We start from the raw sequence: 17200 nt of genomic DNA, 5'->3' as shown, positions 1-17200 counted from the left end.
AGCTGGCGCCGTACGCGGAGCAGGCGGTCCGCGCCGAGCGGGATGCCGCGGCGAAGCAGCAGGCCCGCGATATGCGGCGCCAGGCGGCGGAGGCCGCGAAGGAGGCGCTCGCGGCAGCCGAGGAGCGGCATCGCCGCGAGGAGGAGCGCGGCGCGGAGCGGCAGGCAGCGGAGCGCGAGTTGCACCGCCTCGCGGAGCTGGCGCCGGCGGTGCAGACGCTGGAGGCGCAGCGCGTAGCGGTCGAGCAGCTGGCAACGGCGGAGAAAAGCGGCGCTGCGAAGCTTGCTTCGGCGGAGGCGCTCATCGCCGAAGCGAAGGAAGCCAAGCTGACGCTGGCATTGCAGCTTAAGGCGATCGAAGGCGCGGTTGAGGCGCTGCCGGGCGTTATTGAACAAAGAAATCAGGTCCTTCAGACTGGCAAATATATTTCCAAGTTAATTGAACTGGAGAAGGAGCTTGTCTCCCATGCATCCGTGATTGATGAGCGGGCATTATCGCTTGCTCAAATCCGCGAGGAGCATGACCGGCTGGAACGCAGTTGGATTGAAGGGCAAGCAAGCCTCTTGGCCGCCCATCTTCATGACGGTCAGCCTTGTCCGGTCTGCGGCAGCCAGGAGCATCCGGGCAAAGCCGTTGCGGCGGAAGCCGTGCCGTCCAGGGAGCAGCTCCAGCAGGCGAAGGAGCAGCTATCCCGTTACGAACGCGAGCTAAACGAAGCGAAGCTACAGGCTGCGGCAACGCGTTCGAGCTGGGAAGGAAGCGCGGCGGAGCTTGCGGAGTACGGGGCGGAAGCTTCCGGGCTGGCCGAGCAGCAGGCCGAGCTTCGTAAACGCTGGAAGCAGCTGAATGAGGAAGCGGAACGGCTAGGTGCGCAGGCCGAGCAAGGCAAGCAGATGAAGCAGCGGGCGGAAGAGATCGAGCAGAAGCTGGAGCAGCTTCAGCAAGCGAAGGATAAGCTGCAGGCCGAGCAGCAGCGGATTGCGGTCGAGCGCGGCGCCAAGCAGTCGGCGCTCGAGAAGGAGCTTGAGCGCATTCCGGAGGACCTCCGTTCTCCGAAGGAGATGGAGATGCGGCTTAAGCAGCAGCGCAGTCTTGCGGAGTCTCTTGCCGCAGCTTGGAAAGAGGCGCAGGATGGACTGCTGCGGATGCGCGCGAAGTTTGCCGAAGAGCAGGCTCATGCGGAGCAGACCGAGCAGCAGCATGCCGAAGCCCGGGACAATGCGGCGCTCGCAGCCGCACGGTTCGAGGAGGAGCTTGCGAAGGCGGAGTTTAGCTCCGCGGAAGCATTCCGCGAGGCTCATCTTCCGGATCAGGAGAGACGCGCGCTGAAGGAGCAGCTCGAGGCGTATAAGACGGCCGTAGCAGCCGCCGGGAAGCGGATTGAAGAGCTGGAGCAGGAGTTAGCTGGCAAGGAGCAGGCTGACATTGAAGCGCTGAAGACGGCAATTGCCGAGCTGAAAGCGCGGATTGAGGCAGCGGCGAACGCGCTGCAGATTGCTTCCCGTTTCGCCGAGGACGCAGACAAGCTTAAGACGGCCATTGACCAGGCAGCGGCCAAGGTTAAGGAGCTGGAAGCAAAGCTTGAGCAGGTGCTGGATCTGTACCAGATGCTTAAAGGCGACAACGCACTCAAAATATCATTCGAACGTTATATTCTTATCGAATATCTGGAACAGATTTTGCATGCCGCAAACGTCCGGCTCCGTCATTTATCCGGCGGCCAGTTCGTTCTTCAGCGCAGCGACCGGCTCGAGACGCGAGGCAAACAAAGCGGGCTTGGCCTTGATGTCTACGATGCCTATACCGGCCAGAACCGGGATGTGAAGACGATGTCGGGCGGCGAGAAGTTTAATGCCTCGTTATGCCTTGCGCTTGGCATGACCGATGTCATTCAATCGTTCCAAGGCGGCGTCTCCATCGAGATGATGTTTATTGACGAAGGCTTTGGCTCGCTGGACGAGGATTCGCTTAACAAAGCGATTGAGGCGCTTGTGGATCTGCAGCGTTCAGGCCGGATGATTGGCGTTATCTCCCACGTGCAGGAGCTTAAAGCAGCCTTCCCGGCTACTCTCGAAGTGTACAAGACGAAGGAAGGCTACAGCCGGACATCCATTGCCGTAAGGTGAGTAGGCTTTGCTGATTATTGTAAAATAATGGGTTGACACTTTAGCCGGTCAAGCCGTATATTGAAAAGACATATGCGGCAATGCCATTTCTATTCGAACGGGAAGCACCCTTCGAACCAGCCTTTGGGCTTGGTTTGAAGGGTGCTTTTTTTTGTTGTCGGCTGCCGCTATGAATATTGTATAAGGAGGATTTACACGCATGACATTTCGAATGCCGGCTACTGCCTTGCTGTTAGCTCTTCTGCTGTCTGCCATTCTCCCGGCGGCGGTTGCGGAAGCGGCCGTTCATTCCTTATCCGCAACGGCGCAGAAGCAGTTCGACAAGACCAAGGCCGGGCTGCCGTCTACTGACGCGGCGAAGCTCCAGTCGCTGTATCTAAGCTTTGTCCAGCAGCAGAACGTTATTGGAGAGAAGGATACGCGGATCAAAGCAACTGCCAAAACAAACGATGACAAGGAGTCTGAGATTCGGCAGAAAATCCGGCTGATCGACAAGGCGAAGCTGGATGCGCTGGACAAGAAGGTTACGCAATTAAAGAACAATTATCAGCCTTTGTTTAATCAATACGAAGCTGCCCAAGCGGAGCTGAAGGCGGCGCGGAAGTTCGGCATCAAGGAGCTGACCGCGGCCGTACAGCTGAAGGTGGATCTGCTGGAGATTTCGGTAAAAAGCGCCAAAGAAGAGATTCGCGCCGCGCAAAGCGCGTTAAGCTCGGCTAAAACATCCGCAAACGACAAAATGAAGCGGCTGCGCGGGCAGCTTGACGCCATTAACGAAGAGGAGCGGAAAATCGCCGTAGCAAAGTCCGCGATCAGTCAGCTGAACAAGCAAAAATCGGCGGAGTGGAGCGATTTGCTGTACGCGCTGCGAGGCTATGACGGAAAAACCTCCATTCGTTCGCTTACTACGCTGACCACGGTCGTGAAGCAAATAACGGATCAACAGGCGAGGATAGAGGGCTATGAGAAGAAGATTGCGGATATTAACAAGACCGTTGCTGCCCAGCTGAATTAGGGCGGATATACGAGAAGAGGCTGTTCCCAGGGGAACAGCCTCTTTTGCTGAAGGTAGCTTATTTGTTGCTAAATTGTCGATTGCGCGGCAGCGGAGACAAGGCCTATAATGACAAGGCCGGCTGTTCCAAGCACAATCAGGCCGTTCAGCACAATGCCGATAATGGCGAATACTTTGCGGCGGTTTTTCTGAACGGCGCCAACAATGCCGAGGATCAGGCCGATAATGGCTATGCCGATGGATGCGATAATGCATAATCCGGCGATCATAATCGGTACCAAGTCAGACGGAAGCGTGCCCTCGCTTTCCATATTCTCGACTTCATTCAGGAACCCTTGGGCGTCGCCGGTTACGTTGCTCACAAACACGGTAGCGCTGATCACGCATCCAACGACAAGCAATAAAGTAACGAGTGCCAATATGAAGGAAGCGATGCCAAGTCCCGATTGCTTCACCGGTCCATTCTCCCTAACCGGAGCAAATGGATGGGAAGGCCTTGATGCGTACGGATTATCATAAGGCTGCTCGGGATTTGCGGATGAGCCGGTTTGCGGTTCTGGCTGCGAAGGATTGCGCGGTTCTTCCAAGAATGATCGACTCCTTTGTAATAAGTGGATTTCCTTGTAAGATTATACACAAACATGAAAGGGATGAAAACAAGATGTCTAATAAATATTTCGCTTACGGCGCGATAGGCGCTGCATTGGCGGTAGCTCTCGGGGCGTTTGGCGCTCACGGCCTGAAGGATACCTTGTCAGAGGATATGCTGGAGGTTTATGAAACCGGCGTCCGCTATCATATGTATCACGCGATTGGCTTAATGCTGGTGGCTTTGCTGGCAGACCGGATTGGCGACGTTAAGCTTGTGAGAGTGGGAGCGCGCCTGCTTATCGCAGGCATTATTTTGTTCAGCGGCAGCCTGTACGTCCTCGCGTTAAGCGACGTTAAAATATTGGGCGCCATCACCCCTCTTGGCGGTGTTGCCTTCCTGGCCGGCTGGGGCTGCATTGCGGCCGCGGCGCTGCGTGCCAGAAAAAAAGCATAGAATAGGCAAGGCCGCTCCCGGATGACTTGGAGCGGCTTTTTTATTGAAATTGTCCGCTCAGTCAAGGACGGCGAAAGCTGGTTGAGCATGTGCCGAAGCATGACTGCTACTTGTCAAATATAGGTCTGTTATACTGCAAGATTCATGCCATAAATGGCGAAATGCTTTGTTTTTCGACATAAAACGCCTTTATTCTACAAGAATTATTTATTGTTTTAGTAAATATTTCTATACCGCACAGACCATATCGTTTATAATGAATCTAACCTTGCTTGACCTGACAAGAGGAAGGAAGTTGGTGCGTGACGAAACGGATGGACGGTTCGCCTAATAGAGGGTATCGGGCTTCGCAGCCACAAGTCATGCTGCGGACAGCCGCTCTTGCGATAGCTATTGTGGCTGTGCTTTTCTGTGCAGCAGCCTTGTATAGGAATGCCGACCCCGTGTTGGAATTGACTTCGTCAATAACTGCCGTATTGGCGATTGCGATAACGGCAATCTTGTTTGCCAGGAACGGGCAAATGATCGGATTCCGGAATTTCCATACGCCAATCGTAGAGACACTGCTTCAGTCAGAAGCTGTTCCCTTGGCGATTTTGGATCGGGACGGCGTCATCATGGAGATGAACGTCGCCTCCAGCAATACGTTGGGCTACTTACGCCAGGACCTGCTTGGCAAGCCGCTTGCTCCGCTGCTGGAGCCGGGCAGCCGGAGCAGCCTGCAGGAGATGCTGGAGCATGCGCTTCAAGGAAAATCGGAGCAGCGCAATATTAATATTACGCATCGTTCGGGTTTTCCGCTGGAGCTGCAAATCATCAGTTCTCCCATGCTGAGAGACGACGAGGTGATCGGAACCGTCATCGTCAGCCAGGATTTGAGCGACCGGAAGCGGAATATCGAGCGGATTCGTTACATGGCTTATTACGACGATATGACGGGCCTGCCTAACCGCACCTTATTCCATATTCGGTTGAATGAAAGCCTTGCTTTTGCCAGAGAGCATGACCGGATGATTGGCCTTTGTTATTTGGATTTGGACCGGTTTAAGCTGGTTAACGCCTCGTTTGGACGCGAATTTGGCGACATGCTGCTCTTGCAGGTAGCGGAGCGTCTTACGAGTGCGATCGGCGAGCAGGGAATCGTAGCCCGGATGGAGGGCGATGAATTCGCCTTTCTGCTCCATGATATCGAATCGGAAGAGCAGCTGATCGAATTGTCGCGGGGCTTGCTGCACGCCATTGACGAGCCGTTTGAGCTGAAGGGCTTCCCGCTGCATATAACCGGCAGTCTTGGGGCGGTGACCAGCCTTGTCAATGAGGATGAAGGCTACTCGCTTCTTAAGAAAGCCGATATAGCCCTGGTCAAGGTGAAGGAGAGCGGCAAAAACGACTGCATGCTCTATTCAGAGAGCTGGAGTAACTCCTCCTTCGAGCGGCTGACGCTTCAGCACGAGATGTACCGCGCCATTCAGCGCAAAGAATTTATTCTGCTCTATCAGCCGCAATACGATCTGGTATCGGGCATGATGGTAGGCGTCGAAGCGCTGGTCCGCTGGAGACATCCGGCGAAAGGGATGATTCCGCCGGGTGAATTTATTCCAATCGCGGAAGAGAGCGGAATGATTGTCCAAATCGGCGACTGGGTGCTGGAGGAGGCCTGCCGGCAGAACAAAGAGTGGCAGGATGCCGGCCTTCCGCCGATGCCGGTATCGGTGAATCTCTCGATCCGTCAGTTCGTGCAGCAGGATCTGGCGACCAAAGTAGCTTCGGTGCTGGAGAAGACCGGGTTAAAGCCGGAATATCTCGATCTGGAAATCACCGAATCGATGACGATGGATACCGGCCACGTATCCCGCTGCCTGCTCGAGCTTACGGATATGGGAGTCGGCATTAGCGTAGACGATTTCGGAACGGGCTACAGCTCCTTCCATTACTTAAAGAACTTCCCGATTGACCGTTTGAAGATCGACCGCTCCTTCGTAAGGGATATTCAACAAGACCCTAGCGACGCGGAGATTGTTGCGGCCATTATCGCCATGGCGCATAACCTGAACATTCAGGTTATTGCCGAGGGCGTCGAGAACGAGGAACAGATGGAGTTTTTACGGAAGCATAACTGCGATGAGATGCAGGGCTATTTCTGGAGTCCTCCGGTGTCAAGCGCTGACATCGAGCAAATGCTTGGAGCGGCCTATATTCAATAATTTGTTCTAACGAACAAAGAAGCTGTCCTTTCGTCCGAATACGAGAGGGCAGCTTCTTTTCTTTAATCTTGGAAATCCTCGATCTCATTAAGCCTGAACGTATAGACCTGCTTCTCGTCCACGTGATAGACCGTAATCAGATTACCTTCCTCATCTATGTTTAGAATGCGGCAAGGGATGCTGAGCTTGATTCCAAGTCCTTTGTTCACAATGAGGCGAATTAATTTATTGCTTTTCATAAAAGCCCGGATAGAATCGAGTCCGTTGCCGGATGCGGGAACGGCAGGAGCGACGGAAGCGGCAGAAGCAACGGGAGGTACGGGAGACGGGGCTGCTTGGGCAGCTGACTTCGCGGCCAGAGGCACGGGAACCGGCTGGCTGCCGGGCAATTCCGTTTTTCGTTGATCGATAAGCTGTCCGAGCTGAATTCCGTTAAGTATGCGATAGTCGGCGTAAGCACCTTGGTTAAGCGATTTCAAAAGCTTCTCCAAGGCTGCAGCGTTGCTGTCCCCTTCAACGAGTAATTCAACCTGGAATACGTATGAGTTTGTGCGGGCCGGTTGTGTTGGTTTCATAGTTCCTCCGGACTAATAATTAATATTATCTTTATAAATATATCATCAAAAAGGTTGGACACATAGTCCTAAAAATAAGCAAGTAACCAACACTGCTTTGCAGCTTCTGCATATAATGTTGTTGCGGTTCGAACTGACCTGTCATGGCCTGTAGTGAAGGAGGTGTCCAAAATGATGAGAATGGTTCCCGTACCGCTTGGGGACGGTATTACTGCGCTTGGAGTCGAGGTGAAGCTGCCGAAAACAACCCTGCTCTCCATCTCCACGGATAGAGGTTATATCATGTGCGGAGCTCTGGATGTGGGGCTGCTTAACGATCGGCTGAAAGATAGAGAAATAATCGCGGGTAGAGCAGTTGGCGTAAAGACATTGGAGGAACTGCTTGCGGCGCCTCTTGAATCCGTAACAACTACTGCGGAATCGCTTGGCATCACTGTCGGGATGAATGGCGCAGATGCGCTCCGCTTAATGATATAGCACTCGAGTGCATGAACGAAGAGGCAGCCTCCCGCCCAAGGAGACTGCCTCTTATTGTGTTATTGCTCGAACAGCTTTTTGAGATTGACGTCAAAAGGCGCTTCGATGATGCCCTTCTCCGTAATAATGGCCGTTACGTATTCGTTAGGCGTAATATCGAAGGCAGGATTGTAGACCTTCACGCCTTGCGGAGCGGTACGTTTGCCGAAGCCTTCCGTAATCTCCTCCGCATTGCGTTCTTCGATCGGAATCTCGGCCCCGGTAGGGGTATTCAAATCGATGGTCGACAGCGGGCAGGCTACATAGAACGGAATGCCATGAGCCTTCGCCAGTACCGCAACGCTGTACGTACCGATTTTGTTCGCCACGTCGCCGTTGGCGGCAACGCGGTCCGTGCCTACGATTACGGCGTTTACCCAGCCCTTGGACATGACATGACCGGCCATGTTGTCGCAAATGAGAGTAACGTCAACGCCAGCTTGCTGCAGCTCGAACGCCGTGAGGCGTGCGCCTTGCAGAACCGGACGAGTCTCGTCGGCAAATACCCGGATGTTCATGCCGCGTTCCTTGGCCAGATAGAATGGGGCAAGCGCAGTGCCGTATTTCGCCGTAGCGAGTCCGCCCGCGTTGCAATGCGTAAGCACGCCGATATCGTCCTGGAACAGGGACAACGCATGCTCGCCGATGAGGCGGTTTGTTTCTTCGTCTTCGCTTTGAATGGCAATGGCTTCGATCAGCAGCGCCTCTTTCAAAGCTTCAAGCGAATGGCCTTCGGAAGCGAGAGCTTCGGCGCGGGCTTTCATCCGGTCCAGCGCCCAGAACAGATTAACGGCCGTTGGACGGGAAGTAGCCAGATACTCCGCAGCTTTGCGCACATCCGCAAGCCAATCCTCGGCGGAACCCGCGTTGCGGCTTCCCAGCACTACGCCGTAAGCGGCGGAAATACCGATAGCAGGCGCGCCTCTGACCTTCAGATGGCGAATGGCTTCCCATACTGCTTCTTGCGTTACAAGCGGCAAATAAACGATTTCTTCCGGCAGCAGCCGTTGGTCGAGCAGATCCAGCTTATCGTCATGCCAGATGACGGATTGCAGGCCCGCATAGTTTTCTGTAGTCATCTTGTAAATCCTCTCTTGATTCCGTATTTCCGTTACTGCTTAGCTTCGGCAGTCAGAACAACATCAATGGCTTGTTCAATGGATACCGCGCGGCGGTTCAAATGAATGAGGGAGGTGCCGATTTCCAGAGCAAGGCGCTGCGCGCGCTCGCGTGCGGCCGCATCCGGAATGGTATCGATATCGGCAACATGAGCCAGGCCGACGATGCGGCGCACAACCTTGCAGCCGGCATAACCGATTGCATCTTGAAGCAGACGGCTCATGTACAGATCCTGATAGCCCGGTGTTTCGTTAGCCATGCGGTCTACGCCATGCTCGTTCCACAAAGCGCGGAATTTCCGGTCGAATTTCGTCCACGTATCGCGGATCGTCTCGAGCAGGTAGCCGCGGAAATCGGCAAGCTCTTTCTCATCCTTGATCCAATGGCCTTGTCCCGCATAGTTCAGCAGAAGGTTGGCGATAACCGCGCCGATATCGAAGCCGATTGGGCCGTAATAAGCAAATTCAGGGTCGATTACTTTTGTTGATTCCGGCGTAGCGAAGACGCTTCCGGTATGCAGGTCGCCATGCAGCAAGGCTTGCGCGCTTGTCAGGAACTTCTCGCGGAGCAGAGCAACTTCGAGATGAAGGGCTTTATCCTCGCGGAGCGCCGCGGCGGCATCCTCAATGGCGGGTTCGATATTATTGTTGGAAGACACCGTATACGGATCGTCGAAAATCAGATCTTCCGTTATTTTGCACAAGTCCGGATTGATGAACTCTTTAACGCGCTGTTTTTTGTCCTGCTGGTTCATGCCGAGATCCGAAGTGAAGAACAGCGTATTTGCCATAAAGGTCGAAATATCTTCCGCGAATTTCGGATAACGGATGCCTTTGATAAGCCCTTGGCGCATAATCAGGTGATCGCTCAGATCCTCCATGACCGTAAGCGCAAGCTCGGCGTCATACCGGTATACAACGGGCACAAGGCTGGGAGCAAGCTTGTTCTGGAGGATCAGGGACTCGCTCTCGATCCGGGCGCGGTCGAGCGACAACGGCCAGGATTCGCCGACAACCTTCGCGTAAGGAAGGGCCTGCTTCATAATGAGGCTTTTGCCGCTTGCCGGATCGGTAATGTGGAAGACGAGATTCAAGTTTCCGTCGCCGATTTCACGGCAGTTAAGCTGAGCACCTGCAGGGAAAAAACCTTCGATGCCGCCTGCGATTTCAATCGCTTCTTGTTCGGTTAATGCATGATAAGCAGACATGGTTCGTCCACCTCCGATTTCGTATTTGAAAAGGCGTCTTAATGCCTAGTAAACTCCTCAACATAGTATAGCGGATATTATTTCGCCTTGGAATACCTCCAAATGATATAATGTTACATGATTAAGGACAAGCGGGCAATGCATGAAAGCTCCATGGAGCAAGAGTAATCACATTTTTATACGAAGGAGGTCCTTTAATGTCGAATAACGAACGGGAACCCGTTGCGCTCAAGGAATGGGCCGTGACGGTAAAAGCGCTGCGGGAAGGGCATCTTATCCTTGTTATGCGCAAAGGCGGGATTGTCGAGGAGACGCGGGATTTTCAGCTGGTGAGCAAAGGCTTCTATTTAATGCCTGCATACGAGCATCAGAAGGAGCATTTGCTGAAGGATGCTTATCAAGGGCAGATCCAGGGTATTATGCAGGGCTGGTCGCCCGACATGCCGTCCATGGAGCTGAACACTTACGCGGAAGCGGTAGAGGATATCGAGATTACGGACCAGGAGACTTTGGACCGGATCCGGGATTTCCACATTTGGACGGATACGTTCGCCGAGGAGCGGCTCAAATGGAAACGCACGAAGCCGCTGCATTTGCTTTTGCTGAGAGTATACCGTCTAGAGAAACCGGTAGAGCTGCCGATGCAGCCTGCTTATACCGGATGCAAATCTTGGGTAAAACTGAACGAGGGGATGCTTCAGCCTGCCATGACTCCCGTAATACCGGATGAACAATTCCGGCAGCAGGTTGAATTAATCAAACAAGCATTAATAGGAAGAGATATCTCGGAGGGCTCCTAATTCCAGCCGCCGGACGTTCCCGCATTGATTAATAACAAAACTTATAATAAAATAATTATTGAGAATCAATGAGAATCACTCTATAATATTCCCATTTGGAAAGCTTTTATAGGGATGAGCCTAAAAACCGATTACCAACCTTGGAGGGATAAGTATATTATGGCAACGCATTTTGTCATCGATGGCCTGAAAGCAGAGATCGAAGGAAAAGAGATTTTGAAAGGCATTAACCTTGAAATCAAAGGCGGAGAAATCCATGCGATCATGGGTCCTAACGGTACGGGTAAAAGTACTCTCGCATCCGCGCTGATGGGTCACCCGAAATACGAAGTAACGGAAGGCTCCGCTACGATTGACGGCGAAGACCTGCTGGAAATGAGCGTTGACGAGAGAGCACGCGCCGGCCTGTTCCTTGCTATGCAGTATCCTAGCGAGATTCCCGGCGTTACGAACTCCGACTTCCTCCGCAGCGCAATCAACGCGCGCCGCGAAGAAGGCAGCGAAATTTCGCTGATCAAGTTCATCCGTCAAATGGAAAAGAAAATGAAGGATCTTGAGATGAACCCTGAGTTCGCTCACCGTTATCTGAACGAAGGCTTCTCCGGCGGCGAGAAAAAACGTAACGAAATTTTGCAAATGGCTATGCTTGAGCCGAAAATCGTCGTTCTTGACGAGATTGACTCCGGCCTCGACATTGACGCCCTGAAAATCGTATCCAACGGCGTGAACGCTATGCGTTCCGAAGACCGCGGATTCCTGATCATTACTCACTACCAACGTTTGCTGAACTATATCACGCCTGACTTCGTACACGTTATGATGCAAGGCCGCATCGTGAAATCCGGCGGTCCGGAGCTTGCGGAGCGTCTTGAAAACGAAGGCTATGATTGGGTTAAAGAAGAACTCGGCATTGTTGACGAAACAGTAGGCCAAGCTTAATCGGCGGAGAAGGGAGCATAACGGGATGAGTACACAATTAACGACTCCGACGGACCGTCAATCGGCCGAAGCGCTTGCACGCAGCAAAGGCGAACCGCAATGGCTCGTCGATCTTCGCGGTGAAGCGGCTGAGCTGGCTGGTACATTGGAATGGCCGAAGCCGGAGAAAATGCGTATCGACCGCTGGAATTTGACAGCTGTCGGCGCTTACGAGCAAGGCAAAGCGGTAGGTTCGGTTGCCGAACTGCCGGAAGTAGTCCGCGAGCTGGTCGCTGAAGGCACGGAGAATATCGTTGTTCAGCACAACTCGAGCGCGGTTCTGAAGCAATTGTCTGCAGAGCTTGCCGCTAAAGGCGTTATTTTCACAGATCTCGAGACAGCATGCAAAGAGCATGCGGATCTCGTTAAACCATATTTGTTCCAAGCGGTATCCGCGGGCGAGAACAAGCTGACCGCGATGCACGCGGCACTGTGGAACGGCGGCGTATTCGTATACGTGCCTAAAAACGTTGAAGTCGAGCTTCCGCTCCAAGCGGTGCTGTTCAACAACAAAGCAGGCGCCGCGTTTGCTCCGCACATTCTGATCGTTGCGGAAAGCAACAGCTCGGTTACTTACGTGGATTATGTCGTATCCGAACCGGGTTCGATCGATGCGGCGTTCGTCCATCACTCGGTTGTTGAAGTATTCGTGAAGCCGGGCGCGCATGTTCGTTTCGGTTCCATTCACCATATGGCCGAGAATGGCGTTGACATGACGCTCCGCCGCTCCGTAATCGAGAATGACGGGCAAATGGAGTGGGTTGTCGGTGACTTGAACGACGGCTACACGGTATCCGATACGGTATCCTTGCTGAAAGGCAATGGCTCGAACTCCGATGCGAAAGTCATCAGCATCGGCGGCAACGAGATGAAGATGAGCCTTACGACGCAAGCGACGCACTTCGGCCGCAGCTCGGAGTCCAACATGGTAACCCGCGCGGTTATGAGAGACAACGCTACGGCTATCATCAACGGCATCACGAAGATCGAGAAGGGCGCTACGAAAGCTAACGGCGTGCAAACGGAAAAAGTTCTGATGCTCAGCCCAAAAGCGCGCGGTGACGCCAATCCGATCCTTCTGATCGACGAGGACGATGTTAAAGCGGGCCACGCGGCAAGCGTAGGCCAGGTTAACCCGGAGCAGGTTTATTACCTGATGTCCCGCGGAATCAGCAAGCAAGACGCTGAACGTTTAATTATTTACGGATTCTTGGCGCCTGTCGTATCGGAAATTCCGATTGATGCGGTACGCGAGCAGCTTCAGCGTTTGCTCGAAAGGAAGCTTGAAGGATGAATATAGAAGCGGTAAGGGAGCAATTCCCGATACTGCATCAGCAGGTAAACGGGCATCCGCTCGTTTACCTCGACAGCGCGGCGTCTTCCCAGAAGCCGCGTTCCGTCATTGATGCGGTTAGTCGTTATTACGAACTGGATCACTCCAATGTGCACCGCGGAGTCCACACGCTTGGTTCCCGGGCGACGGATGCTTACGAAGGTGCACGGGAGAAGGTAGCCAAGTTTCTGAATGCAAAGTCGGCGGAAGAAATCGTGTTCACGCGCGGTACGACGACGGCGCTTAACCTAGTCGCATCGAGCTATGCCCGCACCGTGTGCAAGGAAGGCGACGAGATCGTCATTACGCCGATGGAGCATCATGCCAACCTTATTCCGTGGCAGCAGGCAGCGAAAGCGACGGGAGCTACGCTGAAGTATATTCCTCTTCAGCCGGACGGCACGGTTTCGTTGGCGGACGTGGAACAGACGGTTACGCCAAATACAAAGGTCGTTGCGATGACTCACGTATCGAACGTGCTTGGCGTTGTGAATCCTATTAAGGAAGTTACGGCTATCGCGCGCAAGAACGGTGCGGTAATGGTCGTTGACGGAGCGCAAAGCACGCCGCATATGAAGGTTGACGTCCAGGATTTAGATTGCGATTTCTACGCTTTCTCAGGTCATAAAATGTGCGGGCCTACCGGTATCGGCGCGTTGTACGGCAAGAAAGAGCTCTTGTCGAACATGGAGCCGATCGAATACGGCGGCGAGATGATCGACTTTGTTGATTTGTATGAATCAACCTGGAAGGAATCCCCGTATCGCTTCGAAGGCGGTACGCCGATTATCGCGGGAGCCGTAGGACTTGGCGCCGCGATTGACTTCCTGGAGCAGATCGGACTTGACGAGATCGATAAGCATGAGAAGAAGCTGGCAACCTACGCCTACGATAAACTGTCCACGATTGAAGACGTTACGATCTACGGACCAAAAACGAACCGCGTTGGTCTTGTCACGTTCAATCTGGGCGATATCCATCCTCATGACGTATCGACCGTGCTTGATTCTTACGGCATTGCCATTCGCGCAGGCCATCATTGCGCCCAGCCGCTGATGCGCTGGCTGAATGTATCGGCTACGGCGAGAGCAAGCTTTTATCTATACAATAACGAGGAAGAGATCGACCGCTTGGTGGACGGCCTCATCCGGACAAAGGAGTTCTTCGGTCATGCAATTGGATGATTTATATCGTCGAGTCATCATGGATCATTATAAAAATCCACGCAACCGCGGAACATTGGATACTGATGCCGTCACCATCAACTTGAACAACCCGACTTGCGGCGACCGCATCTCGCTTCAGCTTCAAGTAGAGGACGGCAAAGTAATCGATGCGAAATTCAGCGGAGAAGGCTGCTCCATCAGCTTAAGCTCCGCCTCTATGATGACGGAAGCAGTTAAAGGCAAAACTTACGATGAAGCTATGGAGCTTGCCGAACGATTCTCCGGATTGATGAAAGGCGAAGACGTCGAGTTCGAGGAGAACGAAGACATCGAAGCCTTATCCGGGGTTAACAAGTTCCCTGCACGGATCAAATGCGCAACACTGGCGTGGAACGCATTGCGCAAAGGAATCGAGCAGAAGCACGTATAGAACGAATCGAATACTTGAAGGAGTGTGAATACTATGCCAGGAACAATGCCTGAAATGGAAGATTATAAGTATGGTTTCCGTGACGAGCATAAAGCGGTCTTCCAATCCGGTAAGGGATTGACGGAGGAAATCGTACGCACGATTTCCGAGATGAAAGGCGAGCCGGACTGGATGCTCGAATTCCGTCTGAAATCGCTGGAGCAATTCAACAAAATGCCAATGCCTAACTGGGGCGGCGACATGGCTGATCTTGATTTCAGCGACATTCAATACTATGTTAAGCCATCTGAGAAGCAAGGCAAGACATGGGAAGAAGTACCGCAAGAAATTAAAGAAACCTTCGATAAGCTGGGTATTCCCGAGGCGGAACAGAAGTTCCTCGCGGGCGTATCGGCTCAATACGAGTCCGAGGTCGTATACCACAGCATGCAGGAAGATCTGGAGAAGCAAGGCGTTATCTTCACCGACATGGATACCGCGCTTCGCGAATATCCAGACCTTGTTAAAGAATATTTCAGCACGATCATTCCTCGTACGGATAACAAATTCGCAGCTCTGAACAGTGCGGTATGGTCCGGCGGCAGCTTCATCTATGTTCCAAAAGGCGTGAAATGCGAAGTTCCGCTGCAAGCTTACTTCCGTATCAACTCCGAGAACATGGGCCAATTCGAACGTACGCTGATCATCGCCGACGAAGACAGCTTCGTACACTACGTAGAAGGCTGTACGGCTCCGATCTACAGCACGAACTCGCTGCATAGCGCGGTTGTAGAGATTCTCGTTAAGAAGAACGCTCGCTGTCGTTATACGACGATCCAGAACTGGGCGCCTAATATCTACAACCTCGTTACCAAACGCGCGGTTGCGGAAGAAAACGCGACGATGGAATGGGTTGACGGCAACATCGGCTCCAAGCTGACAATGAAATATCCTGCGGTAATCCTGAAAGGACGCGGCGCAAAAGGCATGGTGCTTTCCATCGCCGTTGCGGGCAAAGGCCAGCATCAGGATGCAGGCGCGAAAATGCTTCACCTGGCTCCTGACACAACTTCGACGATCGTATCGAAGTCGATCAGTAAGCATGGCGGTAAAGTAACTTATCGCGGTCTCGCATCGTTCGGACGCAATTCCGAAGGTTCGAAATCCAACATCAAATGCGATACGCTTATTCTCGATAACGAATCGACATCCGATACGATTCCTTACAACGAGATTATGAACGACAACATTACGCTCGAGCACGAAGCAACCGTATCGAAGGTATCCGAGGATCAGCTGTTCTACCTGATGAGCCGCGGATTGTCCGAAGCGGAAGCGACGCAAATGATCGTAATGGGCTTCATCGAGCCGTTCACGAAAGAGCTTCCGATGGAATACGCGGTTGAGATGAACCGTCTCATCAAGTTTGAGATGGAAGGCTCGATCGGTTAATAAATGGTTAGGATACGTGTCCGAGATTCTCGGGCACGTATTTTTTGTTTGGAAGGGAGGCGGGATTAGGAGTGAGCTTGCCTTGTGTGAAAATGTGCAAAATAAGAAATGCCCGTCCAATCTGGACGGGCATTTCAACGTACAGCAATTCCTTTAGAAAATAATTTCCTTGATTTCATACTCGCGGTCAACGGTAAGATCGATAAACCGTTCGCCCGTTTGAATAAGCGGTCGGAAAAATTCGGTTGGATGGGTCATGACGATGGTTCCCACTTCGCCGGATTCGAGTACGGCTTTTTTGCCGATAAAGTTAGGGATCATATGCTTGATAAACGTATGGGTCGTATGCGCATCCAGCTCGTTGAAGCTCATCTTGTACAGCTCCTTCAATACGTAGAACAGATCGCGCTTTTTCTTGTAGACGCGTTCGGAGATCATCGCGCTGTAAATATCAACGACGGCAATAAGCTTGGCTACCGGATGTATCTCGTCGCCACGCAGGCCATGCGGATAACCGCTGCCGTCATTGCGTTCATGATGCTGAAGAGCGCTTAGCGCCATTATTTCCGATTCGTTCTCAAACGATTGTTTGATAATATCATAGCCGTAAAGCGTATGCTTCTTTACTTCCTCAAATTCCTCGTCGGTCAGCTTGGCTGGCTTGTTCAGTATGCTGGAAGGAATTCTGCTCTTGCCGATATCATGGAGATAGCCGGATTTCGAAATTTCAAGCGCTTCCAATTCCGTATAGCCAAGCCATGAGGCCAAGTAATAAGATAACATGCCCACTTGCACGGAATGCTGATACGTATAATCATCAGCCGTATTTAACAGAAGAAGCATGGAGACAACATCGCGCTCCATTTGGAAATTTTTAAGAAGAGGCTGGAAGGCGGCTGCGACTTCGTCCTGCTTGACAACTCCGCCATCCGTTGCTTTCTGGAACAAATCCTGAAAGCCTTTGACGGCATTCTCGTAATCGGGACGCACATTGGGCAGCCATTTGGGATTTACGGTAGTCTCAAGCGTACGATGAACCGGTTGCTCTGTTGTCCGCCGTTCCTCAATGTCAACATAGTCAACTTGATGCTGAAACAGCTTCGCAATATCCTTTTGCGCTAGGACGGTACCCTTGGACAAAACGTGCAGGCCGTATCCGTTAAAGGTGTCCTTAAGCAGGATATCTCCCTCTTTTAAATCTGATATATGCAGCCTCATCGTTGCACCTCTATAGTAAATTATGTACAGAATATAT

Annotated in this window: 16 protein-coding genes; 11 read left to right on the top strand and 5 right to left on the bottom strand. The window is 52.6% G+C overall.

What is annotated here, in order from left to right; translation table 11 throughout:
- Both PGL01S_RS15735 and PGL01S_RS15730 read left to right on the top strand, forming a co-directional pair.
- Positions 1 to 2126: SbcC/MukB-like Walker B domain-containing protein (locus PGL01S_RS15735; RefSeq protein ID WP_127495549.1), on the top strand; the 2126-nt coding region annotated here is incomplete at its 5' end.
- 199 nt (positions 2127 to 2325) lie between these two features.
- Positions 2326 to 3141 (top strand): hypothetical protein, encoded by an 816-nt coding sequence (locus PGL01S_RS15730; protein ID WP_127495548.1) that lies wholly within the window; start codon positions 2326 to 2328, stop codon positions 3139 to 3141.
- A gap of 68 nt (positions 3142 to 3209) precedes the next feature.
- On the opposite strand, the gene PGL01S_RS15725 is transcribed toward PGL01S_RS15730, so the two are convergent.
- Positions 3210 to 3728, bottom strand: coding sequence for a hypothetical protein (locus PGL01S_RS15725; RefSeq protein WP_116394314.1), 519 nt, complete (start codon positions 3726 to 3728; stop codon positions 3210 to 3212).
- Positions 3729 to 3802: 74 nt separating this feature from the next.
- Here PGL01S_RS15725 and PGL01S_RS15720 point away from each other — a divergent pair, with 74 nt between their 5' ends.
- Together PGL01S_RS15720 and PGL01S_RS15715 are read left to right on the top strand one after the other, a co-directional pair.
- Positions 3803 to 4186, top strand: coding sequence for a DUF423 domain-containing protein (locus PGL01S_RS15720; RefSeq protein WP_127495547.1), 384 nt, complete (start codon positions 3803 to 3805; stop codon positions 4184 to 4186).
- A gap of 302 nt (positions 4187 to 4488) precedes the next feature.
- Positions 4489 to 6390, top strand: coding sequence for a putative bifunctional diguanylate cyclase/phosphodiesterase (locus tag PGL01S_RS15715; protein WP_127495546.1), 1902 nt, complete (start codon positions 4489 to 4491; stop codon positions 6388 to 6390).
- A gap of 62 nt (positions 6391 to 6452) precedes the next feature.
- On the opposite strand, the gene PGL01S_RS15710 is transcribed toward PGL01S_RS15715, so the two are convergent.
- Positions 6453 to 6965 carry a hypothetical protein gene (locus PGL01S_RS15710; protein ID WP_116394317.1) on the bottom strand — a complete coding sequence of 171 codons (513 nt, stop codon included), beginning with the start codon at positions 6963 to 6965 and terminating at the stop codon, positions 6453 to 6455.
- 171 nt (positions 6966 to 7136) lie between these two features.
- Between PGL01S_RS15710 and PGL01S_RS15705 the strand changes: the two genes are divergently transcribed.
- Positions 7137 to 7442 carry a YunC family protein gene (locus PGL01S_RS15705; protein ID WP_127495545.1) on the top strand — a complete coding sequence of 102 codons (306 nt, stop codon included), beginning with the start codon at positions 7137 to 7139 and terminating at the stop codon, positions 7440 to 7442.
- A gap of 59 nt (positions 7443 to 7501) precedes the next feature.
- Here the strand turns inward: PGL01S_RS15705 and mtnA are convergent, their stop codons facing one another.
- Both mtnA and mtnK read right to left on the bottom strand, forming a co-directional pair.
- Positions 7502 to 8560: an S-methyl-5-thioribose-1-phosphate isomerase gene (gene mtnA / locus PGL01S_RS15700; RefSeq protein WP_127495544.1), complete on the bottom strand. Its 1059-nt coding sequence runs from the start codon at positions 8558 to 8560 to the stop codon at positions 7502 to 7504.
- 32 nt (positions 8561 to 8592) lie between these two features.
- Positions 8593 to 9807, bottom strand: a complete 1215-nt coding sequence (mtnK, locus tag PGL01S_RS15695) for an S-methyl-5-thioribose kinase (protein WP_127495543.1) — start codon at positions 9805 to 9807, stop codon at positions 8593 to 8595.
- 197 nt (positions 9808 to 10004) lie between these two features.
- Between mtnK and PGL01S_RS15690 the strand changes: the two genes are divergently transcribed.
- From PGL01S_RS15690 to sufB, 6 genes are all read left to right on the top strand, one after another.
- On the top strand, positions 10005 to 10607 hold the full coding sequence (locus PGL01S_RS15690; protein ID WP_127495542.1) for a DUF1802 family protein: 603 nt from the start codon (positions 10005 to 10007) through the stop codon (positions 10605 to 10607).
- Between the two features lie 159 nt (positions 10608 to 10766).
- On the top strand, positions 10767 to 11546 hold the full coding sequence (gene sufC, locus PGL01S_RS15685; protein WP_116394322.1) for a Fe-S cluster assembly ATPase SufC: 780 nt from the start codon (positions 10767 to 10769) through the stop codon (positions 11544 to 11546).
- A gap of 25 nt (positions 11547 to 11571) precedes the next feature.
- Positions 11572 to 12879 carry a Fe-S cluster assembly protein SufD gene (sufD, locus tag PGL01S_RS15680; RefSeq protein ID WP_116394323.1) on the top strand — a complete coding sequence of 436 codons (1308 nt, stop codon included), beginning with the start codon at positions 11572 to 11574 and terminating at the stop codon, positions 12877 to 12879.
- Positions 12876 to 14102 carry a cysteine desulfurase gene (locus PGL01S_RS15675; protein ID WP_127495541.1) on the top strand — a complete coding sequence of 409 codons (1227 nt, stop codon included), beginning with the start codon at positions 12876 to 12878 and terminating at the stop codon, positions 14100 to 14102. The genes sufD and PGL01S_RS15675 overlap by 4 nt, the downstream gene beginning before the upstream one ends.
- Positions 14089 to 14514 carry a Fe-S cluster assembly sulfur transfer protein SufU gene (sufU, locus tag PGL01S_RS15670; RefSeq protein WP_116394325.1) on the top strand — a complete coding sequence of 142 codons (426 nt, stop codon included), beginning with the start codon at positions 14089 to 14091 and terminating at the stop codon, positions 14512 to 14514. Before PGL01S_RS15675 ends, sufU begins: the two co-directional genes overlap by 14 nt.
- Positions 14515 to 14547: 33 nt before the next feature.
- On the top strand, positions 14548 to 15945 hold the full coding sequence (gene sufB / locus PGL01S_RS15665) for a Fe-S cluster assembly protein SufB (RefSeq protein WP_116394326.1): 1398 nt from the start codon (positions 14548 to 14550) through the stop codon (positions 15943 to 15945).
- A gap of 153 nt (positions 15946 to 16098) precedes the next feature.
- On the opposite strand, the gene PGL01S_RS15660 is transcribed toward sufB, so the two are convergent.
- A complete protein-coding gene (locus PGL01S_RS15660) occupies positions 16099 to 17163 on the bottom strand; it encodes an HD-GYP domain-containing protein (protein ID WP_116394327.1) in 1065 nt (354 codons plus the stop codon).
- Positions 17164 to 17200 lie beyond the last annotated feature (37 nt).

The organism is Paenibacillus glycanilyticus NBRC 16618 (genome assembly GCF_004000805.1).
GTDB classification, from domain to species: domain Bacteria; phylum Bacillota; class Bacilli; order Paenibacillales; family Paenibacillaceae; genus Pristimantibacillus; species Pristimantibacillus glycanilyticus.
This window is presented reverse-complemented; position numbering and strand designations above follow the sequence as displayed.